This window comes from Novosphingobium rhizosphaerae (genome assembly GCF_050920675.1).
Taxonomy (GTDB): Bacteria; Pseudomonadota; Alphaproteobacteria; order Sphingomonadales; family Sphingomonadaceae; genus Novosphingobium; species Novosphingobium rhizosphaerae.
Genome location: NZ_CP137862.1, coordinates 615,964 through 639,172 on the forward strand (window position 1 = coordinate 615,964; position 23,209 = coordinate 639,172).

Below are 23,209 nucleotides of genomic sequence, written 5' to 3' on the forward strand. Positions count from 1 at the left end.
CGGCGCCCCCGCCCGCTGCTTCAATCAAACAGCTTGTGCGGCAGCCGCCAGGCAATCGCGATGCACAGGCCCAGCAGCACGACGATCGCCGCCAGCGCGGCCATCGCCGGAAACGGATAATCGCGTGCGCCGCTGGCGAAATAGAGGCTGCCCACCAGCGCAACGCCCAGCGCCGCACCGAATTGCTGGCTGGTCTTGAGCAGGGCACTGGCCGCCCCGGCGTGGTCACGATCCACGCGTGAAACCACCACGGGCCCAACGCAGCCCGATGTCATGCCCATGCCCGCGCCCGCCATCATCAGCGCCAGCACCACCAGCAGCCATGGCAGGTGTGCAACGGTAATGCCCCACAGCACCAGCGCAGTGGCGGGCAGCATCGTCGCCGCGCCCAGCACCAGCACCCAGCGGCCCAGCCTTGGCAGAAGGTTGCGGCTCATCACCCCGATGCCGAACATCGCGCCCAGGCCATAGGGCATGTGCAGCAAGCCGGTGAACAGCGGCGTCTGGCCGCGCTCTGCCTGGCAGGCAAAGGCAAAGACCAGCAGGAAGCCCGATCCCACCCCGCCGAACACGATTGCCAGCGCCAGCCCCAGCCGGAAACTGGCAATGTTGAACAAGGCCGGATCGAACAGCGCCGGGCGCCCCTCGCGCACGCGCCGCCCGGCGTGGCGCCAGGCCATGATCCCCAAAGGTATCACGGCGAGCAGCGGCCACAGGTTCACCCCGCTATGGCCGCTTTCGGCCGCGCCGATCAGCGGTTGCAACAGCGCCGCCATGGCCAGGCCGAACCATGCCATGCCGAGCAGGTCATAGCCGGCCGGCCGGCTCGATCGGGCCTCGGGCAAAAGCACCAGGCCGGCGATCACCGCGCCGATCCCCACCGGCAGGTTGATCAGGAACACCGCGCGCCAGCCAAGTTCGAACAGGTTGGCCTCGATCAGGATGCCGCCCAGCACCGGGCCGGCGATCGCTGCCAGGCCGCCGATCACGCCGAACAACGCCATGCGTGAAACGCGTTCGAGCGGGGAGAACATGACCTGGACCATGGCCATCGCCTGGGGCGCCATCACCGCCCCCGTCGCGCCCTGCAGCAGCCGCGCTGCCACCAGCGCCGTGCCGGTCGTGGCCAGCCCGCAGGCCGCCGAAGCAAGGGTGAAACCCGTCACCCCGATCAGGAACATGCGGCGATAGCCGAAAGTATCGCCCAGGCGGCCACCGGCCATGAGCAGCACGGCAAAGGCCAGGGAATAGCCCGCCACGATCCATTGCGATGCCTGGGCATCCGCGCCCAGGCTGGCCTTGATCGCCGGCAGCGCGGTGTTCACGATCGTCATGTCGACGATTTCGAGCACCAGCGCCGTGATCAGGGTGATCAACGCGAAGGTTTTCTGGCGATGCGTCAGGCTTTGCGGGTCTCGACCGGTGGACTTTGGCACGCTCAGATCTTGCCTTCACGCAGCATGTCCACGGCCGCATCGGCGGCGCGTGCAGTCAAGGCCATGTAGGTGAGCGACGGGTTCTGGCACGCCGACGAACTCATCTGCGCGCCATCAGTGACGAACAGGTTGGCCACATCGTGCGCCTGGCTCCACTTGTTGAGCACGCTGGTGGCCGGATCGTTGCCCATGCGCGCGCCGCCCATCTCGTGGATCGCGGTGCCGCCCGCACCCGGCCGGTCAAAGCCCATGATGACCTGCCCGCCCGCAGCGGTGAGCATTTCGGCTGCCTCGGCCTTGGCCTGGGCAAGTGCGGCGTGTTCCTCCGCGCCAAAGGCGAACTCGATCTTGAGCTGCGGCAGGCCGTTGGCATCGGTCTTGCTGCGATCGAGCGTCAGGCGATTGCTGGCGCGCGGCACGCAATCGGCAAAGGCCACCAGCACCATGCGCCACGGGCCGGGACGGTGCAGCGTGTTCTTGTAGTCCGCACCGATCCCTTCCATCCGCTTGCCCTGCGTCCAGGTGCTTTGCAACGCGCCGCCCTGGAACGAAAAGCCGCGCGTGTGGCCGACGCCGTCGAGCGTTTCCATGTTGCGATACCGCGGAATGACAATGCCGGTCGGCCGGTTGCCGAACGAGGTATGCGCGTCGAAGCCGGGCATGATCGCCGCTGCCGAAAGCGTGTTGGCATGGTCCATGATGTGCGTGCCCAGCACGCCGCTGGAATTGGCCAGGCCCTGTGGCATCGCCTCGGTGGCGGAATTGAGCAACACGTGCACCGAATTGAACGCCCCGGCGTTCAGGAAGACCAGCCGCGCGGTGGCGCTCTTGCGGGTGCGGGTCTTGGTGTCGATGTAGCGCACCCCGGTGGCCCGGCGCGTGGCCGGGTCATAGTCCACCGCTTCGACCACGGCATCGGTAATCACGGTCAGGTTGCCGGTGGCCATGGCGGCCGGCAAAGTGCTCGACTGCGTGGAGAAATAGGCGCCATAGGAACACCCGCGCGCGCAGATCGAGCGATACTGGCACGGCGCCCGGCCTTCTTCTTCCTTGGCCTGGGTCAGGTTCGCGGTGCGTCCCACGGTAAGGCAGCGATCGGGCCAGCGCGCCGCAATCGCTTCGCGCGTGTGCTGCTCCACCACGTTGAGCGCCATGGGCGGCTGGAATTGCCCGTCAGGCAATTGCTTGAGGCCTTCCTTGGCACCCGAGACGCCGACGAAGCTTTCCACCTTGTCGTACCATGGGGCCAGGTCGGCATAGCGGATCGGCCAGTCGGTGCCGTGGCCATCGCGCGCATTGGCGGCAAAGTCATAGTCCGACCAGCGATAGCACTGCCGGCCCCAGGTGAGCGAGCGGCCGCCCAGCTGATAGCTGCGGAACCAGGTAAACTGCGTTTCGGGCGTGGTCTGATAGGGGTTCTGCGCGTCGTTGACGAAGTGGCCCTGGGTGAATTCGTTGAAATGGCGATTGAGCATCTGCACGGGATATTCCCGTTCATAGAGCGCGGCATCGCCCTCGCCCCGGAACGGCATTTCCCAGGGCGCTTTCATTTCCGTATCATAGTCCTGCTGATGGCGGATCTCGCGGCCCCGCTCGATCATCAGCACTTTGAGCCCAGCCTTGGTCAATTCCTTGGCCGCCCAGCCACCGCTGATGCCCGAGCCAACCACAATCGCATCGAAATCCATGGGAAACATCCTGTCCGCAAATCAGCCGAAATCGATGGCCGTCCAGTCGCTGGAATAGCTGCGCGTGGTGGGGGTGACCGGCACGTCGGGGTCCCACCGGCCGGGCACGAGTTCGTAGTTGAGTTCCTTGGAACCGCCGATCTCGCTGGTGTAGTAACCGGTCAGGATAAGGTTCTTGATCGGGTGCCAGGGCTGCGCAGCAGGCACCTTGGCAAAGGCATCGTGATCGAGTGCGGCCAGCGCGGACTGGCGTTGCGCGGGCGTTGCCACGGCAAACGGACGCCCGGCGCGCTTGGCAAGTTCGGCGGCCAGCCAGCTCGCGTGATCGAGGCTGCCATCGGGACGGGCAAAGGCCGCGACCGCCGGATCAGCGCGCAGCGCATCGGCCAGCGGCTTGCGCGTGCCGTCCAGCCCGTGGTCGAGCGCGAGCAGCACAAACGTGCCCGCCCCCACTTCACCGGCCCCGGCCGTGCCCGTGCGCGGGATGACCAGTTGGGCAACATCACGCATCAACGCCTGGTGCGGGGCCAGCCGCGCCGCCTTGCGCCGCGCGGCGGCCAGCGCTTCGTCGGCCGGGGCGAGCGAGGCCCCAAGGGCCGCGCCGAACAGCGCCAACCCGGCCATGAATTCGCGGCGCTGCCATGCACCGGCGGTCTTGTCTGCCATGTTACCTCGCTTTGCCTCGTGCCGATCAGCTTCGTCGCGGAATGCCATTACATCAGCCCCAGATTGCCACCGGCCGCGGCATAGGCGGCAAAGGCCGCCTGCCGTGCCGGGGTGGATACCGCCGGTGCCAGGCCCGGCTTGTCACCCAGCCACATCACCGCGCCAGAACCGTCCGCCGCCATCGCCGGCCAGGGCGCACCGCGGCCGGCCGGGTTGCCGCTGCGCAGAAACGCCAGCACGTGGTCCTGCCATTGCCGGCTGACCGCCGCATCGCGCGCGGTGAACTGGCGCCCGCCCTGCCCCAACGTGCCAAACAGATAAGGCAGTTGCGAGGAATGGAACGCGCCGAACGATGCCCCGCCCGGCGCGGGCGGATAGGCATGGTCGTAAAGATAGGCATAGACCCGCTGGCCCGCCTGCGCGCGAGCCCTGGCCCAGAGCAGCAGCCCGGTCATATAACGGTCGCGCGCGATCAGCAGGTTGGATTGCTGGGCCTGCGCCGCATCGGCATGGGGATAGAGCGCAAGCAGCCGATCGGCAAAATTGCCATAACGCCCTCGCACCGCCGCTTCGAACGCGGCGGGCGTGCGGATCGACGGGTCGATCATCTCGGCGCCGTTGAAGCCCGTCAGCAACGGGACCGGGCTGGCCACCGGCATCGCCGCGCGGACCGGATCATGCGGCAGGAACGCACCATCAACGTGGGGCACGTAGACCAGGCGTGGCGGGCCGCTGCCACCGGGAACCACCTTGGTCGCCTCCACCAGGTCTGCCGCCGCAACCGCGCGCAGCGCTGCCGCGTCTGCGGCCTGCAGCCGCGCGCCAAGCGCCTGACCTTCGGCATCGCCCTGCGCTAGGCTGGGCACGTCCACCGCCATGCTCGCGCCGCTCAGCGCCATGGCCTTGGCGAACAGGCCCTTGGCGCGGGGCGACACGATCAGCGCCACGACCGATTCGGCGCCGGCGGATTCACCCGCGATCGTCACGTTGGCCGGATCGCCGCCAAAGCGGGCAATATTGGCCTTGATCCAGCGCAGCGCGGCAATCTGGTCTTCCAGGCCATAATTGCCCGAGGCACCCGATTGCCCTGGCCCGCGCAGCGCCGGATGGGCGAGGAACCCGAACACGCCCACGCGATACTGGATGGTGACCACCACGGCCTGCCGCGCCGCCAAGGCTGCCCCGTCATAGACCGGCACGGTGGCGCCACCCCCGCTGAACCCGCCGCCATGGATGAACACCAGCACCGGCAAGCCATGCGCCGGGCCCGCCGGTTTCCACACGTTGGCGGTCAGGCAATCTTCGGAAAAAGGCGGCGGCGCCAGGAATTCGGCGGTATAAGGGCCCCAGGCGCCGGCCTGCGCCTGATAGCACGAGGGGCCAAAGCGGCTGGCATCGCGCACGCCCTGCCAGGCCGGTGCCGGGCGCGGCTCTTGCCAGCGCAGCGCGCCGACCGGGCCTTGCGCATAAGGCAGCCCCAACCATGCTTCCACGCCGCGGCTCGCCGTGCCCGCCGCCAGGCCCTGTGCCGTGCGCACGAGTGGCGCGGGGCCGGCCGCTGCAACACCGGGAATGCCAAGCGCAAGCGCTGCAAGCAGCACGGCGGCTGGTTGCTTGATGGCCATGAGGCATTCTCCCGCGTCGGTTTGATTTATCGTAATCAATATAATGGTTCTAAAATAGGTCAAGCCGGCAAAACGCTATTGGCCGCGAATGCGGCGCAATCGCCCGGCAATCTACGGAACCGGATCGCCGTGGCGCGGCTGGCAGGCAGCGCCACGGCGAGCCGGAATGAAGGTCAGATGCCCATCAGCTTGCGGTTGAGCGCGCGGTCGGCGCCACCGGCGGCAAAGTCGTCAAACGCGTGCTCGGTGACGCGAATGATGTGCCGGGCAATGAACGGGGCGCCCTCGGCCGCACCCTGCTCGGGATGCTTGAGCGCGCATTCCCATTCCAGCACTGCCCAGCCGGGGAAGTCGTATTGCGCCATCTTGGAAAAGATCGCCGGGAAATCCACCTGCCCATCGCCCAGGCTGCGAAACCGGCCGGGCCGATCAACCCAGCTCTGGTACCCGCCATAAACGCCGCTGCGCCCGTTGGGGCGAAACTCGGCATCCTTCACGTGGAAGCATTTGATCCGCTCGTGATAGATGTCGATATAGGCCAGGTAATCCAGGCATTGCAGAACGAAGTGGCTGGGATCGTAGAGAATGTTGGCGCGCGGATGGTTGCCCACGCGTTCCAGGAACATCTCGAAGGTCGCGCCGTCGTGCAGGTCTTCGCCGGGGTGGATTTCATAGGCCGCGTCCACGCCGTTTTCGTCGAACACGTCCAGGATCGGCTTCCACCGCCGCGCCAGTTCGTCAAACGCGTCTTCCACCAGGCCCGCGGGCCGCGCCGGCCAGGGATAGAAATAGGGCCAGGCCAGCGCGCCGGAAAACGTGGCATGGGCGCTCAGGCCCAAGCGCCGGCTGGCAACCGCCGCCTTCTTCACCTGCTCCACCGCCCAGGCCTGGCGCGCGGCCGGGTTGCCGTGAACCTGCGCCGGGGCAAAGGCATCGAACTGCGCGTCGAATGCCGGATGCACCGCCACCAACTGCCCTTGCAGGTGGGTGGAAAGTTCGGTGATCGCCAGGCCCTTGTCGGCGAGCAGGCCCTTCACCTCATCGCAATAGGTCTGGCTTTCCGCTGCCAGGTCAAGATCGAACAGGCGCTTGTCCCAGCTGGGGATCTGCACGCCCTTGTAGCCCAGGCCGGCCATATAGCTGCCGATGGCATCCAGGCTGTTGAACGGGGCGGCATCGCCGGCGAACTGGGCCAGGAAAATGCCCGGCCCCTGAATGGTCTTCATGGCTGTTCGGCTCCTTCAAACGGTCGATTTCAAAGCCCTCAGGGGCACCCATCCGGCGCCTTCGCGGCTGGCCGCCACGGCGGTGGCGATGAACGCCATGCCGCGCAAGCCCTCTGCCACGCCCGGCAGCAGCGGCGCTGCCTCGCCGCGCAACAAGGCGGCAAAATCGCGGTAGAGGTTGGCAAAGGCTTCCAGGTATCCTTCGGGGTGGCCGGCCGGTGTGCGCGTGCGCGCCACGGCATCCGGGCCGAGCTGACCGCTTCCGGCGTGGATCACTTCGCTGCGCCCGTCAATGGTGTTGTATTCCAAGACATTGGGCGTTTCCTGGCGCCAGGTCAGGCCACCCTTGTCGCCATAGAGCCGAATGCGCAGACCATTGCGTTCGCCCACTTCGATCTGGCTGGCCAGCAGGACGCCGCGCGCGCCGTTGTCGAAACGCAGCAGCACCGTGCAATCATCGTCGAGCGTGCGGCCGGGCACCACGGCGGCCAGATCGGCCAGCAGTTCGGTCACTTTCAGCCCGCTGATGAATTCAGCCAGTTGAAATGCGTGAACGCCGATGTCGCCGATGCACCCGCCCAGCCCCGCGCGCGCGGGGTCGACGCGCCACTGCGCCTGCTTGCCCGTCGCTTCTCCAGCCAGCCAGCCTTGGGGATATTCCACCACGATCTTGCGCACCGTGCCCAGCGCGCCGGCGGCAACGCGTGCCCGCGCCTCACGCACCAGGGGATAGCCCGAATAAGTATAGGTCACGCCAAAGGGCAGGCCCGCGGCCGCAACCAGCCCGGCCAGTTCCTGCGCTTCGGCCAGGGTCGCGGTCAGCGGCTTGTCGGTCATCACCGGAACACCGGCCGCCAGCGCGGCGCGGGCAGCGGGCAGATGGTGGTGATTGGGCGAGACGATCGAAACGAAATCGATGCCATCAGGCCGCGCACGTTCGGCCGCGAACATCGCCTCAAGCGTGGGATAGGCCCGCGCAGAATCGATGCGATAGCTTGCCGCCGCCGCCTGGCCGCGCGCCGCATCGCTGGAAAACACGCCGGCGACCAGCTCGATTTCCCGATCCATTTCCGCCGCATAGCGATGCACCGGGCCGATGAAAGCACCAGGCCCGCCGCCGATCATAGCCATTCTCAGACGCCGCAAGTCACTCTCCCCACGCGGTTTCGTTTGTAATACCGATTCTAGTTTGATAGGGCGAGCGCCGTCAAGCAGGAATGGTCGCGCCCGAACGGCCCCGACGGGAGAATTTTGCATGCAGCTCGTCCGCAAGTTTTACGCCTCGCTCACGCTCAAACCGCAAGGTCTGACGATGATCGTGGCCGGCTTCCTGCCGGTTTTCGCCATCATCGCCATGTTCCCGGTGGTGGCGGCAATGATCGGCCATTTCAAGGACGTGCCCGATGCCGCGATTCGCGTGCCGGCCATGGTTACCGCGCCAGGCTATGCCATCGCCGTGCTGGCGCCGTTCGCCGGCCTGTTCGTCGATCGTTTCGGCCGCCGCCCACTGCTGCTGGCCTGCACATTCTTCTACGGGATCGTGGGCACGGCGCCGTTCTTCCTCGAAAACCTCGATGTCATCTTCGCCTCGCGCCTTTTGCTGGGGGTTTGCGAGGCCGGCATCCTCACCATCGTCAACACCCTGATCGCCGATTATTGGGAAGACCGCGAACGCCGCACCTGGCTGATGCTGCAAGGCATGGTGGGTCCGCTGTTCCAATCGCTCGTCTTCCTGCTGGTCGCGGCGGTGGCGGCCTGGCGCTGGAACGGCAGCTTCCTGGTCTACCTGGTGGCGCTGCCGATCTTTGCGGCGATGTATGCCTTCATCTACGAACCCCGCCAGCCTGAACCAGCCGCGCTGGCCACGCCCGGCACGGTGACCCCGCCGACGCAGGCTGATCGCTTCCCGCTGGGCATGGCGTTCCTGGTGGGCGGGCTGACACTGTTTTCGTCGGTTCTCTATTATGTGTTCATCGTCAATGGCAGCATCGCCTGGGCCGAAATGGGCGTGACCGATCCCATGGCGGTGAGCAAGGCCACGTTCATCCCCAGCTTCTTCATCCTTGCCGGCGCCGTGGTCTTCCGCATTGTTTCGCGTTTCAGCAATGCCGCGCAGATCGCCACGTTCCTGCTGCTGTTCGGCCTGGGCCTGGCCGGCATTGGCCTGGCGCACAGCGTGCTGCAGATGCAGGTGGCGCTGGTCATCCAGCAGACCGGTGCCGGCATGGCGGTACCCGCCCTGATCGCCTGGGCGCAAAGCAAGTTCTCGTTCCGCCACCGCGGGCGCGGCATGGGGGTGTGGACAAGCTGCTTCTTCCTGGGCCAAGCGGTCTCGCCGGTCCTGGTCGGGCTGGTGGCGCGGCACCTGGGTTCGATGCAGGGCGCTTTCCTGGCGGCCGGCGTCGTCGCCCTGGCAGCGGCCTTGGCCGGCGGCGCGATTGCGCTGCGCCACAAGGCCGTGCTTGCCCCGGCATGACGCCAAGGCTGGGGCACCGGGCGTGTGACGCAATGATGACTGGCCGGTTGGCGGGCGCAACAAATGACGATATGGCACCGCAACACGCACCCGCCGTTCCGGCTGGCGCCAGCATAGGGTTGCCTTGATGTCGCAAGAAACGTCCGTCCCGGCGGACGCCCAGGAATTCACGCTCGAAGGCCTGAGCCGCGCGCCTTTGCAGGGCCGCAGCAAGGCTTCGCTCGAACGCATGCTGGCCACTGCGCGCGAACTGATGCTGGAACGCGGCAGCGAAGATTTCACGCTTCAGGAAGTGAGCAGCCGCGGCAAAGTGTCGATCGGCTCGATCTATCTGCGCTTTGAAAACAAGGACAGCCTGGTGCGTGCGGTGCTGCTTCAGGCCACGCAGAACCTGGCGCGCGAGGAGAACGCGATGCACGCGGCGCTGGCCGCGTCCTGCGCCAACCTTGCCGAATTCGTGCCTCGTTATGTCGAGGCCTATTCCGAAGTGCTCCGCGTCAACGCCCCGCTCTTGCGCCTGACCATGATGCGCGCCGAGCAGGACCCGCAGATTTCAGCCTTGGGCAAGCAGGCGGCGTTGCGCGCGGTGGACAAGGCCGTGGCCGCGTTCATGACCTATCGCGACGAATTCGGTGGCGCGGATCCCGAACTCGCCGCCTCGTCGGCGCACCATATCATCTTTGCAACCCTCGCCCGCCAGCTCAGCCTGGGATCGAGCAGCGAGTCGGTCACCAATTACGACTGGAACGTGCTCAAGGGCGAACTGGCGCGCATGTGCGCCGCCTATTTCCAGGCGCCCTGAACCACCAGGCCGCCCCGAAAGACCCGCATTCAGCGCTTGCGCGCGGGCACTGCTTGCCCTCGAAACCCGATCCAGACGGCGCGTCCGATCCGGCCCGGGGGCATAGACTGCATTGATGACCGTTATCGTCGTTTGCGGGGTGGCGCGGCGGGCGCGGGCTTGTCACTATGGCGGCATGGTCACGCCCACCCATGTTCTTCCGCTCGTCGATATCACCCGCCTGCAAAGCGCGCGGCGCGAAGACCGCCTGGCCGTGGCCGATGAGCTGGACCGCGCCTGTGTCGACGCCGGGTTTCTCTATGTCACCGGGGCCCAGATCGACACGGCATTGCGCGACCGTGTGGTGGCGCGCGCCAAGGCCTACTTCGCGCAAGACCAGGCGGCTAAGATGGCCAGCTACATCGGCCTGTCCGAAAACCACAGCGGCTATGTGCCGGTGGGCGAAGAACAATTCGGCAGCGGCACGCCCGATCTCAAGGAAGCCTATGACATCAACGTGGACTATGCCCACGCGCACGGCCGTCGCCCGCTGCTGGGGCCCAACCTGTGGCCGCCGATGCCCGGCTTTCGCGAGGACGTGCAGGCCTGGTACCAACACCTGACCGGCATCGGCCACCAATTGTTCCGCGCCTTTGCCCTGGCGCTGGGGCTGGCGGAAAGCCATTTCGACGCCCACCTGCGCCATCCGCCCAGCCAGTTGCGGCTGATCCACTACCCCCACGATGCCGATGCGCAGGATCGCCCCGGCATCGGCGCCCACACCGACTATGAATGCTTTACCCTGCTGCACGTGACCGCGCCGGGCCTGCAAGTGGTGGACAAGCAGGGCAACTGGGTGGACGTGCCGCTGGTGGACGGCGCCTTGATCATGAACGTGGGCGACATGATGGAAATCCTGTCCAACGGCCGCTACCTCGCCACCAAGCACCGGGTGAAGAAAGTGGCGCAGGAGCGCTATTCCTTCCCGCTGTTCTTCTCGTGCGACTATGACCATGTCATCGCGCCGCTGGTCGTGGGGCCGGCGGGACAGCAGGCGTCGCACTATCGCCCGATCAAGGGCGGCGAACACTTGTTCAACCAGACCGCGCAGACCTTTGCCTATCTCAAGGCGCGCATCGCGCGCGGCGAACTGGTGCTGAACGATCCCGTGCCGCTTGATTCCTTTGGCCAGCGCGAGGCCGGGGCACGACCATGACGCTCGACCAGTTGCTGGCCGTCCTGCCACCCCGTCCGCTGGGGGACCTGGCGTTTCCCCGCCATCTGCTCGGCGCATTCCGGCGCAAGAGCATCACGTTCTGCACCGGGCTGACCGACGAGACGACGCCGGTCTACTGGTTCCAATCGCGCAGCTTCACGCTGGACTTGCGCTTGCCGGGCCTTGACCAGACGGCCGTTTCCGATCGGCAAGGCTGGGTGGGGGATACGCTATGGGACGAGCGCCGCGCTGAACTGTCATGGTCGATCGCGCGCAGCTATCAGCCGCGCAACCAGTGGCCCGAGCCGGCCCGCCTGGCGTTCATCGGCAACAGCGTGCTCGAATTCGCGCCTTCGGGTGCCTATGTCGAGGATTGGCGCCAGCAAAGCACGCAGGGCCCGCTGCTTGGCCTGCGGCTCACGGCGATGCGCGAGGAGGCCACGGGCGCCCGGCACGCGATGGACGGCGGGCTGATCATGGCGGGCGCGCACATCGCCCTCGCGCGCTCACGCCTGCCGGCCGATGATGCAGCCTTGGCCGGCACGGAAAGCCTGGAGCAGGCAATTGCCAACGGGTGCGCCAGCGCTGCGGCGATCGAAAGCTATGAAGTGTCGGTGGCATTGGGCAGCGAGATCGTGACCCACAGCACCCAGCCCGCGCGGCGGGGCAAGCCGATCGCGCCAGGCCCGTTCACGCTCCTGCCCGATGGCACCGTCACCCAGGAATGCGCGATCGATGGCGCGCGCTGGACGCGGTTTTACACCATCGACGTGTTCGAACCGGATTTCGCTTTCGCCACATGCACGTCCGCCGCGCCCGATGCGCTCACCTGGCTGGAAGCGGAACGCGCGCACCTGGTGCGGCATGCGCGGGTCGCGATGTAGACACACGGGCGGCACGGGGCGCCAAAAGGCGCTCCCCCGTGCCGCCGGCGCCGTTACACTTTCTGGCCGACGGTTGCGGCCGGCGCGGCGGGTGCCTCTGCCTTGGCCGGCACAGCCTGGGTGTTGGGCTTGACCGCGCTGCAGGCGTCGGACGCGGCCTGCGTCACGCGCGGCGCGGCATCGGCGCCGCCCTCGGAACTGTAGGATACCGTGCGGGTGCAGCCCGATGCGTCGGTGGTGGACGAAACATAGGTCATGTGCACGCCCTTGGGCAGATTGCCCATGCCAGCCACGGTCACGCCGGGTGCGGCGCCCGCTGGCGCGGCGGCGGCATTGGCCATGGCGGCACGCTGCATCAAGGCAACCTGCTGCATCATCGCAGCCGCCTGCTGGTCCATCATTGCCGAAATCATATCCATCTGGGCGAATGGATCGGCCAGCGCCACCGGCTGAACCGCAACGCGCGGCGGCACCGCGCCCTGATATTGCACTTGCGCCACCGAGCCATCGGGGAGGTTGACCAGCATGGTATGCACATCGGCCGTGGCCGCCTGGGCGGCGCAGGCCCCTGCCAGCGTAAGCGCGGCGGCACCGATCACAAACTTGGGGAATCCTGTCATGGATGTCGCTCCTTGTGCTTGTCCGCGCCCAAATTTCCGCCGTCTGGCTGAACGCGCGATGAAGCATGTGGCGCCGCGCGACGAGGCGTGACTGCCTGCGCGATGCCCGGATCGGCCAGCGCGCGCCGCCCGGCAGGCCCAATGACGAGCGTTGCTGATAGCGCGATTGAACTCTCTCAAGCCAGCCTCGCGCAGCACGCAGGCGAAGCGGGCAGCTATGAGCATCGGCAATGCCGCAGCCCGCAGCAACGGCACCGCGCAGCCCGCACCTATTTGCGCTGCGCAACATATCGTTGCGGGCAAACAATGAACGAGACATTCTCAATTCAATCGGTAGAGTTTATTGCCTAGCGAGCCCTCACGCGCTGCCTGGCCAAAGGCCCGAACCGCAGCGCGGCATTTCTTGCCATGGGGGGAATTCCATGAAATCCGCTTTGCTCGCCGCGTCGGCCCTGATGCTGGCGCTACCCGCTGCTGCCTTTGCCGCAACACCGCCCGCGCCCGCTGCCGAGCCTGACACGGCGCCAGCCACGGCCACCGACATCATCGTGACCGGCACGCGCACCACCGGCACCCGCGCTGCCGACAGCGCCGCGCCGATTCAGATCCTGGGCGCCAGCACCATCGAAAATGTCGGGCAGCGCGATCTGCGCCAGGTTCTGGGACAAAGCCTGCCCAGCCTGGGCACGCAATCGTTCGGCGGCGACGCGGCCAATCTCACGCTCAACGTGGCCTTGCGCGGCATCAGCCCCAACGACACGCTGGTTCTGGTCAATGGCAAGCGCCGCCACTTCACCGCCAACCTGGCCGTCTTGGGCGGCAGCCCCTATTCGGGCGCGGCCACCACGGACCTGAGCTTCATTCCCACCGGTTCGATCGGTCGCGTGGAAGTCCTGCAGGATGGCGCGGCGGCGCAATACGGGTCTGACGCGATCGCCGGCGTGGTCAATATCATCTTGCGCAACGACGATCATGGCGGGCAGCTCTCGCTGACCGGCGGGCAGTATTACAAAGGTGACGGCAAGACGTTCGAGGGCAGCTTCAACAAGGGGTTCAAGTTGGGCGATCGCGGCTTCCTCAACCTGACCGGCGAATACCGCTTTCACGATTATACCCAGCGCGGGACTTACGATTACCGCTTCTTCAACACCGATGGCACGCTGCGCAGCAGCCTGAGCGCGCTCAACGCCAACGGGATCAAGGGGGCGGCGAACTATCCCTATGTCAACCGCATCCTCGGCGATGCGCGCTACCAGATCTGGAACCTGGCGTTCAACGCCGGCTATGACGTGAGCGACAATGTGCACGCCTATGCCTTTGGCAGCTATGGCCGGCGCACCGCATCGGCGCGGCAGAACTATCGCGCGCCCAGCCGCTATACCGGCACCGATGCCAACGGCAACACGGTGGTGCCCTTCCCCAATGGCTTTACCCCGCGCATCGCGCTGGACGAGGAAGACTTCTCGCTCACCACCGGGCTTTCGGGCGATCTGGGCGGCTGGCAGTGGGATGGCTCTCTCACGTATGGCCGCGTGGCCGATGCGCTCTACACGCGGGATTCGATCAATGCCGCCACGTGGCTGCCGGTGCAGAAGGCCAGCACCACCGCAGTGCGCCCGCAGACCGACTATTACGATGGCACCCTGACCAACAGCGAGTGGGTGGCAGACCTGGGGGCCACGCGGGACATTCCGCTCGGCCTGGCAAAGCCGCTGACGCTTTCGCTGGGCGCGCAATACCGCGTTGGCCACTATGGCATCCAGAACGGCGAGCTGGGCTCCTACTACAACGGCGGGCCGGCCGCCTATCCCGGCTTTGGCCCGAGCGATGCCGGGGTCAACGGCCGCAAGACCTGGGCCGGCTATATCGACGCGGCGCTCGATCCGGTGTCGGGCCTGCACCTCGATCTAGCAGGCCGCTATGAACACTATTCCGATTTCGGATCGGTGTGGACGGGCAAGGCCACCGCACGCTATGATTTCAGCCCGGCCTTTGCCCTGCGCGGCACGGTTTCCAACGGCTTTCGCGCGCCGACCCTGGCAGAGGAATACTATTCCTCCACCAACGTCAGCCCCAATTCGATCTATGCCCAGCTCGCGCCCAATTCGCCCGCCGTGGCCGCGCTGGGCTTTGGCAAGCTCAAGCCGGAAAAATCGACCAACTTTTCGGCCGGCTTCGTCGCCCATCCCGGCGGCAGCCTGCAGCTGACGGTGGATGCCTACCAGATCAAGATCACCAACCGCATCGTCGCCTCGGGCGGGATCGTGGGCTATTCGAGCGGCTTTGGCAGCAATGGCGTGGTTTCGTCCGCCGTGCTTTCCACGCTTGCGGCGCGGGGCCTGATTTCGAGCACCGACCCGGCAGTGGTGGCGGCCAGCGGATACAGCTTCTTCGGCCTCAACCTGTTCACCAACGGCGCGGATACCCGCACGCGTGGGGTGGAAGCAACGCTGACGGCCAGCAGCCGCTTCGGCAGTGGCGACCGCGTCGACTGGAGCCTGGGCTTCAACTACAACCAGACCAAGGTTACCCGCGTCTCCAGCCTGCCTTCGGCGGTTTATAATGCCGCATTCGGGCAGACGACCCTGCTGACCCGCAACGCCACGGACGCGCTCACCACCGCAACGCCGCGCGTCAAGCTGATCGCCGGCGCGCTGGTCACCCACGGGCCGCTGTCGTTCAACCTGCGCGAGACGCTCTACGGCATCACGCGCCAGCACGTGAGCCTGGATGGCACCGGCTCCGGCAACACCGTGATCGGCACGCCGACCACGCTGATCACCGACGTGAACCTGGGTTGGAAAGTCACGCCGGCCTTCCGCCTCGATCTGGGCGCCAACAACGTGCTTAACCACAAGGCCACCACGGTTCCCAACGTCAACAACAACGGGGCCCTGCAACCGGCCGATGGCAGCAACGTCTACGATCGGCCGTCCTCGCTCGCGCCTTGGGGCATCAACGGTGGGTATTACTACGCCCGCGTGACGCTCTCGTTCTGATCCGGCCCGGAAGGAGCACACCATGATCGATCGGCGATCCTTGTTGACCGCGTTGGGTGCGGCCACCGTCACGTTGGGCCTTCCCGCCCGCAGCCTGGCCAAACCCCTGCCATCGGGCGGCACCAGCCGCGCCCGCGTGGTGGTGCTGGGCGCAGGGATCGCCGGCCTTGTCGCCGCGCGCGAGCTGGAGCGGCAGGGCGCCACCGTCACCGTGCTGGAAGCGCGCCAACGCGTGGGCGGCCGCGTCTGGACCGTGCGCGGCGGCGATCACTTTACCGACACCGAGGGCGTGACCCAGACAGTGGGTTTTTCCCCCGGCCTCTACCAGAACGCGGGCGCCGCCCGCCTGCCCAGCCATCACGAAGGCGTGCTGGGCCTTATCCGCGAACTGGGCGTGCCGGTGGAACCGCTGGTCAATGCCAGCCGCAGCGCATTCCTGTCGGACGAGCACGGCACGCTGCGCCTGCGCGAGGCCAGCTATGACTTGCGCGGCTATCTCTCGCAATTGCTGCAGGAAGCGCTGCGCAAGGGCACGTTCGATGTGGAACTCGATGCGTCCACCCGCCAGGCGCTGGCCAAGTTTCTGGCGGTTTATGGCGATCTGGGCGCCGACGGGCAGTTTCACGGCAGCCCGCGTGCGGGCCTGGCCAGCCCGCCCGGCGCCACGCCGCGCGATCTGCAACGCGCCGTGGCGCCGCGCAGCCTGGACGATATCCTCGCCCACCCCGCCCTGCCGTTCATCCTGTTCGATGACGATATCCTGATGCAGGCCACCATGCTGGCGCCGCGCGGCGGGATGGATGCCTTTCCCAAGGCGCTGGCCGCAGCGCTGCGTCGGCCCGTCGTGACCGGTGCGCGCGTCACCGCGATCCGCCGCGAGGGCGAGGGCGTGCGGATCGAATGGCGCAATGCCGCGGGGCAGCCGCAGGCAACGATCGCCGATCGCGCCGTGATTACCCTGCCGCTGCCGATACTGGCGGGCATCCCGTCGGATTTTGCTGCGCCAACCACCGCGGCCATTGCCAGCGCGCGGCTGGCGGATTCGGTGAAAGTGGCGTTCGAAAGCGCGCCGTTCTGGGAAGCGGACCAGATCTATGGCGGGCTTTCGTTCGTGGGCGGGGAAACCGGGGTGATCTGGTACCCGTCAGACCGCTTCCAGGCGCCACGCCAGGTTCTGCTGGCTGCCTATACCGCAACGCCCGCCGGGGCGAAGGCCTTTGCCGCGCGGCCGCTGGACCAGCAGGTGGCGCTGGCTCGCGCGGCGGTGGACAAAGTGCACCCCGGCCATGGCGCCGACTTGGCCAACCCGGTGGTAATCAACTGGGGCAAGCAGCCGTTCAGCCTTGGCCCGTGGATCGAGTGGGGCCAGGATGGCAACGATCCGGCCACGCTCGACCGCTTGAACCAGGGCGACGGGCCCTTCGTTTTCGCCGGCAGCCACCTGTCTGCCTATAGCGGCCACTGGCAGGAAGGCGCGGTTCTTTCCGCCCGCCGCGCCGTGAGCCTGCTGGTGCCCTCGCTGTCCCACGTTCGTTGAGGAGAATACCCGATGCCCAAGATTTCAGCCTTGCGCCGCGCCATCGCCCTGCCCGCGCTGGCCTTGCTGGGGTGGCAACCGGCCCATGCCGCCACCGCCACCGCCGCGCCGATCGTGCGCCATCCCGCCCCCGATCCGGCAGCCCCGATCCTGGTGGGCGTGACCGTGCCCGCCGGCGCACAGACCCTGCTGCTGAGCGGCCAGGTGCCCCCGGTCAACGACACCACGGCCGATCCGGCCAGCATTGCCGCCTATGGCGATACCCGTACCCAAGCGCTGGGCGTGTTTCGCAAGATCGACACCGCGCTCAAGGCGCAAGGTTTCGCGCTGGGCGATGCGGTCAAGCTTACCGTCTATCTGGTGGGTGATCCGGCCAAGGGCGGCAAGCTGGACTTTGCCGGGTTCTCGCAGGCCTATGCCCAGTTCTTCGGCACGCCCGAACAGCCCAACAAGGTGGCGCGCACCACCGTGCAAGTGGCGGCGCTGGCCAATCCGGGCTTCCTGGTCGAAGTGGAGGCAGTGGCCGCCAAAGTCCGGTAAAGCGGCCCCTTATCCCTCCCGGCCGCGCAAGTGCCGCGTGATCTCGTCCAGGAAAAGTTGCGCGGGAGTGCCGCGCTCGGGCGCCTGGCGGGTGAGCAGGTACATCGGATAGGACGGGGCGATGTCTTCGGGCAGCAGCGGCCACAGCTCGCCCGCCTTCACCACGGGCGCGGCGGCAAGCGTGGGCAGGAAGCCGATGCCGGTGCCCAGGCGAATCAGCCGCTGCGCTTCGTGCAGGTCTTCGGCCAGGCCCGTCACCACCGTGCCCAGGCGATAGCGCTGGCGCAGGCGGGTGATCGTCTCCACTTCGTCATGGCCGGTCAGCACGAAGCCCTCGTCGCGCAGGCTGGCCATGGTGGCGATCCGCGTGCCGAACAGCGGGCTGCTGCGCGCGCAATAGAGTTGCTGGGTTTCGGTGAACAATGGTTCGTAGGTCAGCCCCGCGCGCACGCCGCTGTCGGTGCCCACGCCCAGTTCGGCCTCGCCCCGCTCCAGCACGTCGAGCACTTCGCGCCAGGGGGAAACGCGGATCTCGATGCGGATGGCGGGATGGCGCGCGTGCAGGCTGGCAATCGCCGCGTCGAATTCATCCGATACGATCGACGACACCACCTGGATGCGGGCAAGCCCGCTCACCTGTTGCAGCGCCTGGGCGATCCGGTGCGGCGCGGCGCGCGCAGCCTCGGCCATGTCTTCGCACAGCAGGTAGAGCGCGCGCCCGGCCGCGGTCAGCTCCACGCCGCTCACGCCGCGATGCAGCAGGCGCGTCCCGGCATGGTCTTCCAGGCGTTTGAGCGCCGCGCTGATCGTGGGTTGCTGCTTGTTAAGCCGCCGCGCGGCCGCGCCGATGCCGCCAGCCTTCGCGATTTCGACAAAGAGACGCAGCAGGTTCCAATCCACCTGGGCGGCAAAGTTGGGATTGGGCAGATCGGGCATGTGCCCCAGCCTAGGTCATCGCCTCGCCTGCGGCAATGCAACGGGGAAAGGGGGCTGCCCCTTCCCCGCCGCGATGCCAGCTCAGAACGTATAGCGCGCCCGCACCCCGATGGTGCGGGGGCGTGCCCAGGAAATGCGGTCGCCGGGCTGGTAGACCTTGTAGTAGGTGGCCCGGGCGACATCGACATACTTTACGCCGTTGACCAGGTTATTGCCGAACAGGCCCAGTTCGAGCCGGCCGATGTCATAGCTGATCGAGGCGCTGACATTGTGCTGTTCGGGTATGCGGGCAAAAGTGGCGCTCAACCCATCGGTCACCAACTCGCCATTGGTGATCTTGGTCTTGTAGGGATTGAACGTGGTGAACTGGTCACCCTGGAACTGATAGCTGGCACGCAAGTGGATCGACTGGTCGGTGCCGATCATGCGATCGTAGAACAGCGAGGCCGAGGCCGTCCATTGCGGGAAATAGGGCGTGCGGTTGCCGTCGAAAGCGCCCACCGTCGGGATGTTCCCGTTGGCGCGCGAGTCCGTGTACGAGGCAAAGCCCGAGAACGTCACTTCGGGGCTCAGCTTGACCGTGGTTTCCAGTTCCAGGCCCTTGGAGCGGATCTTGCCCTTGTTGTCGGTGAAGAAGTACGAGCAATCGAGCAGCAGGCGAGTCTGCACGTCGCTCCAGTCGATCCAGAACGCGCTGGCGTTGAACGTCACCTTGCCATCGGCCAGGCGCGCCTTTTCGCCCACGGTATAGTTCCACAGCTTGTCGGGCCCAAAGGTGTTGGGCGCCGAGCTATAGCCATAGGATGCCAGGTTGTTCTTGCAGGTGCCGGCAATCCCGGTGTCGCCGATCGGCACCGGCTGGTTCGCGCCGCCATAGCGGAAGCCCTTGGCCACTTCGGCATAGACCATGAAATCCTGGCTCGCCTTGTACGACACATTGGCGCGCGGGTTCACGCCGTTGGACTTGAGCGTGGCGTTCTGTTCCAGCGGCACATGGTCGATCACGCCATAGACGCCGCTTTCGAACAGGTAATACTTTTCCTTGAAATTGAAGTACCGCAACCCGCCCGACAGATCGAGCTTGTCGGTCACATGCCAGGTGGCATCGGCATAGGCGGCGAACTGGTGTTCGTCGGTATCCTGCAGGCCGGAAAAGATGTCGTTGGAATTGAACGCCTTGTCCACCGCCTTGGAATCATAGAGGCCATTGGCGGTCTGCGGGAACGGGCCATAGAAATAGTTCATGTAGGACAGCGTATCGAACCCGGCGACGGGAATGTCCTGAACCAGGTGGCGGACCTGCTTTTCATAGAACACGCCCGCCGTCCATTTCAGGGCGCCGGTATTGTCGGAAGCCAGGCGTGCTTCGACCATCGTGTCCTTGATCTTCTGGTTGATCATGTACTGTTCGTAGGGGATCAGCTTGCTGACCGCCGGATCGAAGCTGGTCGGCGCCTTGTAGAGCGGATAAGTGCTGCTGCTGACGGGCAGCGTGCCCCCGCTGTAATCCTGGAAGAAATAGCCGATCGTCGGCTCGGTGCTGGCCAGGTAGCCCACGTCGCGATCGGTATGCGCGCCGCTGACGATCAGGTGCACGCCGCCCAGGTCATAATCGGCAGAGGCCTGGTAAAGACGGAACTTGTCGCTCGTTCCTTCGGGGCCATTGGTGAACGTGGTGTAGTCGGCCAGCCCGCTCATGCCGGTGTTGAGGCCATTGGCCTTGCTGTGTTCATAGGTGAACGCAGCGTCGAACGTGAACGCGGTGCTGGGTGTCCAGCGCAGGGCGACGCGGGCCTGCTCGGTGGTGTTGCTGTTGCGGTTCTTGCCGGCATAGGCGCCGACATTGTCGATGAACCCGCCATCGCGGCCAACATAGACATTGGCGCGCACCGCCAGCTGGTCTTTCACCAGCGGCAGGTTGACCATGCCGCGGACGCTGGTGCTGGCCGCGCCATGCTCGGTGGTGGCGGCCGATCCTTCGATCGACCCGCTCACTTCATCGGCACGCGGCTTGGCCGTGACGAAGCGCACCGTGCCGGCCATCGATCCGGCGCCATAGAGCGTGCCCTGCGGGCCGCGCAGCACTTCCACGCGTTCCAGGTCATAGACCTTGAGATCGGGGGTCTGGCCCTGCACCGAAATCGGCGTGTCATCGAGATAGACCGCCACCAGCGAACGGTCCGAGGTATCGGACGTGCGGTAGCCGCCGGTGGAAAGCCCGCGCATGTTGAACTTGTTGAAACCCGGCGCGCTTTCCGTGATCGACAGCGAGGGCACGAAGCGCTGCAGGTCTGACAGGTTGCCCTGGCCCGACTTGGTGATCGTGTCGACGTTCACCACCGAAATGGCAATCGGCACCTTCTGCACCGATTCCGCGCCCGATCGGCTGGCAGTGACGACGATGTCCTCGACCTTGGCGCTGGGCGTGGCGGCCTGGTCTTCGGCCAAAGCAGGCGCGGCCACCACGACGGCGCAAGACAGGATGGCCGTGGTTGCCATGAGCCGGGCGGCCACGCGGGCGCACGGCATGGTGGAAAGGGATTCGCAGGTTTTCATTATACCCCTCGCTTGTTCTGATTTGACTCCCCGTGCGGGTGCCCTCCACCCGCTCGGCCACCTGGGCCGGCGCCCGTTTTCGCGCCCCGCCAGCTTCGCACCATGCTGGCGTGCAACAACTGTGTTAATCGCATGCGCTCATCGGATTTTGTCATCCCCTGTCACAAAGGCCTGCTCCAAGGCGCCGAGCCAGGGGGCACAGGCCTGCCAGCGGGCCAGGCCAGCGCGGTGCAGCGGTTGGCGCACCTGTTGCGCGCTGATCGTGCGCACCGCCCTGCGGTTTTCAAAAAAACGCAGTGTTTCCGGGCTATAGGGCAGGTCGCAGTGATCCAGCAGGCGGCGCACCTGGCCTTCCAGATCGTCAACGATCGCCTCATAGGAAACCTGCATCATCGCCTGCGCCATCACCTTGTGCCCATGCGCGGCCAAGGCCGTCGCACTGCGGCAATAGCGGCCAAGCGTGACAAGATCATAGCTGTACCCCTGCCCGGCGGCGAAATCCTGGGTGTAAAGTGAAAAACCGCACGCCATGGGATCGCGCGTGACGTGGATGATGCGGGCATTGGGCAGTGCCAGGCGGATAAGCGGCAGGTTGAACAGGTTGCCCGGCGCCTTGTCCACGAACAGGGGCCGCCCGCTTTGCCGCAGGCACGCCACGCGCGCCAGATAGCTTTCGCCCAGCCCGCGCGCTTCTTGCGCGGTGATCGCCGCCAGCGCGGATACGCGATCGTGCGCGCGACCCTGCTGGATCAGGCGGCGGGTCAGCTGCCGGGCAAGCACGGTAAAGTCCGACAGTTCGGACAGGCCCTCCACCGCCGGATGGCTGGCCAGGATTTGCTCCACCAGGGTGGAGCCACTGCGCGGCAGGCCGACGATGAAGACCGGGCCCCGGCGCGGATCGCCCCAATCGGCGCGCCGGGCCAGGAAATCAGGCGTCAGCGTGGCGATCGTGCCAGCCACGAACGCCTCGTGCGCGGCAATGTCGAACGGCACCTGGGCACGGCGCATGGCATTGCCGCGATGGAAATGGTCCATCGCGCGGGCGGGCTCTGCCGCATCGAGCGCGGCACGGCCCAGCGCGAAATGCAGGTGTGCGGCCTGGGCCGGTGGCAAGGCCGCATCGGCCATGGCCCGTTCCATCGCGGCGCGGTCTGCCAGGGAAAAGCGGAAGGTCTTGAGATTGGCAAGGTTCCACCAAGGCTCGGCCTGGTGCGGCGCGTGTTCGAGGGCCTGGCGATAGGCCGCCACGGCCCCGGCCACGTCACCCGCCGCCGCCAGGGCGTGCCCGCGCACTTGCCACAGGCCGGCCTGCCCCGGTGCCAGAACCAGCGCCGCATCGAGCGCGGCCAGCGCCTGGTCCACGTCGCCGGCATGGAGATGCGCGGCTGCAGCCAGCCCGTGGAGCGCCGGGTTGGCGGGATGGCGCGCGGCCAGCGGACTGGCCAGCGCGAGCGCCTCGGGCCCGCGCTGCTGGCGCTCGTAAAGCATGGCCAGATCGAGTGCGGCGGCATCATAGGCCGGTGCCAGCGCCAGCGCGGCGCGCAGCCATTCCTCTGCCGCATCGTCGTTGCCCTGCGCCACGGCGGCATCGGCAAGCAGGTGCAGCCAGCATGGATCGCGACGATCCACCCCCGGCAGGGCAGCCCCCTGGGCCACGATGGCGGCCCGTGCCTGGTCCAGCGCCGGCACCATGGGTTGACCCAGCACGCGCAGTTGCCCGGCCAGCGCATGCGCGGCGATCGCCGATTGCGGATTGAGCCGGTGCGCGGTTTCCAGCGCGGCCAGCGCCGCTTGCCCTTGCCCGAGCATGGCATGGGCGGCGCCACGTTCGTAATGGACACCCCAGGCGCGGGTTTGCGGCAGCATTGCCAGCAGGCGCAGTGCGCCATCGGCATCCCCGCAGCGGCGCGTCGCGGCTGCCGCGACAAAGCGCGCTTCCAGCCCCGGCCCGGCGCGCAGGGCCAAGTCACGGGCCTGCGCCGGATCGTGGGATAACAGGGCCTTGGCGCGGTCGAGCGTCACG

At 66.7% G+C, this 23,209-nt stretch carries 17 protein-coding genes; 7 read left to right on the plus strand and 10 right to left on the minus strand.

What is annotated here, in order from left to right; translation table 11 throughout:
- Positions 1–20: 20 nt before the first annotated feature.
- The 6 genes from R9J51_RS22480 to R9J51_RS22505 all read right to left on the minus strand — a co-directional run bounded on the left by R9J51_RS22480 (position 21) and on the right by R9J51_RS22505 (position 7,772).
- Complete coding sequence (locus R9J51_RS22480; RefSeq protein ID WP_432788048.1) at positions 21–1,436, minus strand: MFS transporter; 1,416 nt, start codon at positions 1,434–1,436, stop codon at positions 21–23.
- A gap of 2 nt (positions 1,437–1,438) precedes the next feature.
- Positions 1,439–3,124 (minus strand): GMC family oxidoreductase, encoded by a 1,686-nt coding sequence (locus tag R9J51_RS22485; RefSeq protein WP_179562913.1) that lies wholly within the window; start codon positions 3,122–3,124, stop codon positions 1,439–1,441.
- Between the two features lie 21 nt (positions 3,125–3,145).
- The gene (locus tag R9J51_RS22490) at positions 3,146–3,790 is read right to left on the minus strand and encodes a gluconate 2-dehydrogenase subunit 3 family protein (protein ID WP_179562911.1); all 645 of its coding nucleotides are present in this window, start codon (positions 3,788–3,790) and stop codon (positions 3,146–3,148) included.
- Between the two features lie 47 nt (positions 3,791–3,837).
- A complete protein-coding gene (locus tag R9J51_RS22495; protein WP_179562909.1) occupies positions 3,838–5,415 on the minus strand; it encodes a carboxylesterase family protein in 1,578 nt (525 codons plus the stop codon).
- A gap of 173 nt (positions 5,416–5,588) precedes the next feature.
- Positions 5,589–6,641: a sugar phosphate isomerase/epimerase family protein gene (locus R9J51_RS22500; RefSeq protein ID WP_168557196.1), complete on the minus strand. Its 1,053-nt coding sequence runs from the start codon at positions 6,639–6,641 to the stop codon at positions 5,589–5,591.
- A 15-nt stretch (positions 6,642–6,656) separates the two neighbouring features.
- The gene (locus tag R9J51_RS22505; protein ID WP_179562907.1) at positions 6,657–7,772 is read right to left on the minus strand and encodes a Gfo/Idh/MocA family protein; all 1,116 of its coding nucleotides are present in this window, start codon (positions 7,770–7,772) and stop codon (positions 6,657–6,659) included.
- Positions 7,773–7,896: 124 nt separating this feature from the next.
- Here R9J51_RS22505 and R9J51_RS22510 point away from each other — a divergent pair, with 124 nt between their 5' ends.
- From R9J51_RS22510 to R9J51_RS22525, 4 genes are all read left to right on the plus strand, one after another.
- The gene (locus tag R9J51_RS22510) at positions 7,897–9,117 is read left to right on the plus strand and encodes an MFS transporter (protein ID WP_179562905.1); all 1,221 of its coding nucleotides are present in this window, start codon (positions 7,897–7,899) and stop codon (positions 9,115–9,117) included.
- A 127-nt stretch (positions 9,118–9,244) separates the two neighbouring features.
- Complete coding sequence (locus tag R9J51_RS22515) at positions 9,245–9,919, plus strand: TetR/AcrR family transcriptional regulator (RefSeq protein ID WP_168557199.1); 675 nt, start codon at positions 9,245–9,247, stop codon at positions 9,917–9,919.
- Between the two features lie 175 nt (positions 9,920–10,094).
- Complete coding sequence (locus R9J51_RS22520; protein WP_179563105.1) at positions 10,095–11,114, plus strand: isopenicillin N synthase family oxygenase; 1,020 nt, start codon at positions 10,095–10,097, stop codon at positions 11,112–11,114.
- A complete protein-coding gene (locus tag R9J51_RS22525; RefSeq protein WP_179562903.1) occupies positions 11,111–11,998 on the plus strand; it encodes a hypothetical protein in 888 nt (295 codons plus the stop codon). The genes R9J51_RS22520 and R9J51_RS22525 overlap by 4 nt, the downstream gene beginning before the upstream one ends.
- 53 nt (positions 11,999–12,051) lie before the next feature.
- On the opposite strand, the gene R9J51_RS22530 is transcribed toward R9J51_RS22525, so the two are convergent.
- The gene (locus R9J51_RS22530) at positions 12,052–12,618 is read right to left on the minus strand and encodes a hypothetical protein (protein WP_179562901.1); all 567 of its coding nucleotides are present in this window, start codon (positions 12,616–12,618) and stop codon (positions 12,052–12,054) included.
- A gap of 422 nt (positions 12,619–13,040) precedes the next feature.
- On the opposite strand from R9J51_RS22530, the gene R9J51_RS22535 reads away from it, so the two are divergent.
- The 3 genes from R9J51_RS22535 to R9J51_RS22545 are packed head-to-tail and all read left to right on the plus strand — an operon-like array spanning position 13,041 to position 17,694.
- Positions 13,041–15,617: a TonB-dependent receptor gene (locus R9J51_RS22535; RefSeq protein WP_179562899.1), complete on the plus strand. Its 2,577-nt coding sequence runs from the start codon at positions 13,041–13,043 to the stop codon at positions 15,615–15,617.
- Between the two features lie 22 nt (positions 15,618–15,639).
- Complete coding sequence (locus R9J51_RS22540) at positions 15,640–17,154, plus strand: FAD-dependent oxidoreductase (protein WP_179562897.1); 1,515 nt, start codon at positions 15,640–15,642, stop codon at positions 17,152–17,154.
- A gap of 12 nt (positions 17,155–17,166) precedes the next feature.
- Positions 17,167–17,694, plus strand: coding sequence for a RidA family protein (locus tag R9J51_RS22545; protein ID WP_179562895.1), 528 nt, complete (start codon positions 17,167–17,169; stop codon positions 17,692–17,694).
- 9 nt (positions 17,695–17,703) lie between these two features.
- On the opposite strand, the gene R9J51_RS22550 is transcribed toward R9J51_RS22545, so the two are convergent.
- The 3 genes from R9J51_RS22550 to R9J51_RS22560 form a co-directional block, all read right to left on the minus strand.
- Positions 17,704–18,630 carry a LysR family transcriptional regulator gene (locus R9J51_RS22550; RefSeq protein WP_179562893.1) on the minus strand — a complete coding sequence of 309 codons (927 nt, stop codon included), beginning with the start codon at positions 18,628–18,630 and terminating at the stop codon, positions 17,704–17,706.
- Positions 18,631–18,711: 81 nt separating this feature from the next.
- A complete protein-coding gene (locus R9J51_RS22555; RefSeq protein ID WP_432788049.1) occupies positions 18,712–21,186 on the minus strand; it encodes a TonB-dependent receptor in 2,475 nt (824 codons plus the stop codon).
- A gap of 138 nt (positions 21,187–21,324) precedes the next feature.
- On the minus strand, positions 21,325–23,208 hold the full coding sequence (locus R9J51_RS22560) for a sulfotransferase family protein (protein WP_179562891.1): 1,884 nt from the start codon (positions 23,206–23,208) through the stop codon (positions 21,325–21,327).
- Position 23,209 lies beyond the last annotated feature (1 nt).

What these genes read in the sequence shown, in the direction of transcription:
- R9J51_RS22500 (WP_168557196.1), bottom strand. Translation starts at nt 6,641, where the DNA reads ATGAAGACCATTCAGGGGCCGGGCATTTTCCTGGCCCAGTTCGCCGGC.
- R9J51_RS22545 (WP_179562895.1), top strand. Translation starts at nt 17,167, where the DNA reads ATGCCCAAGATTTCAGCCTTGCGCCGCGCCATCGCCCTGCCCGCGCTG.
- R9J51_RS22530 (WP_179562901.1), bottom strand. Translation starts at nt 12,618, where the DNA reads ATGACAGGATTCCCCAAGTTTGTGATCGGTGCCGCCGCGCTTACGCTG.
- R9J51_RS22550 (WP_179562893.1), bottom strand. Translation starts at nt 18,630, where the DNA reads ATGCCCGATCTGCCCAATCCCAACTTTGCCGCCCAGGTGGATTGGAAC.
- R9J51_RS22515 (WP_168557199.1), top strand. Translation starts at nt 9,245, where the DNA reads ATGTCGCAAGAAACGTCCGTCCCGGCGGACGCCCAGGAATTCACGCTC.
- R9J51_RS22535 (WP_179562899.1), top strand. Translation starts at nt 13,041, where the DNA reads ATGAAATCCGCTTTGCTCGCCGCGTCGGCCCTGATGCTGGCGCTACCC.
- R9J51_RS22540 (WP_179562897.1), top strand. Translation starts at nt 15,640, where the DNA reads ATGATCGATCGGCGATCCTTGTTGACCGCGTTGGGTGCGGCCACCGTC.
- R9J51_RS22525 (WP_179562903.1), top strand. Translation starts at nt 11,111, where the DNA reads ATGACGCTCGACCAGTTGCTGGCCGTCCTGCCACCCCGTCCGCTGGGG.
- R9J51_RS22520 (WP_179563105.1), top strand. Translation starts at nt 10,095, where the DNA reads ATGGTCACGCCCACCCATGTTCTTCCGCTCGTCGATATCACCCGCCTG.
- R9J51_RS22510 (WP_179562905.1), top strand. Translation starts at nt 7,897, where the DNA reads ATGCAGCTCGTCCGCAAGTTTTACGCCTCGCTCACGCTCAAACCGCAA.
- R9J51_RS22485 (WP_179562913.1), bottom strand. Translation starts at nt 3,124, where the DNA reads ATGGATTTCGATGCGATTGTGGTTGGCTCGGGCATCAGCGGTGGCTGG.
- R9J51_RS22490 (WP_179562911.1), bottom strand. Translation starts at nt 3,790, where the DNA reads ATGGCAGACAAGACCGCCGGTGCATGGCAGCGCCGCGAATTCATGGCC.
- R9J51_RS22495 (WP_179562909.1), bottom strand. Translation starts at nt 5,415, where the DNA reads ATGGCCATCAAGCAACCAGCCGCCGTGCTGCTTGCAGCGCTTGCGCTT.
- R9J51_RS22505 (WP_179562907.1), bottom strand. Translation starts at nt 7,772, where the DNA reads ATGGCTATGATCGGCGGCGGGCCTGGTGCTTTCATCGGCCCGGTGCAT.
- R9J51_RS22555 (WP_432788049.1), bottom strand. Translation starts at nt 21,186, where the DNA reads ATGAAAACCTGCGAATCCCTTTCCACCATGCCGTGCGCCCGCGTGGCC.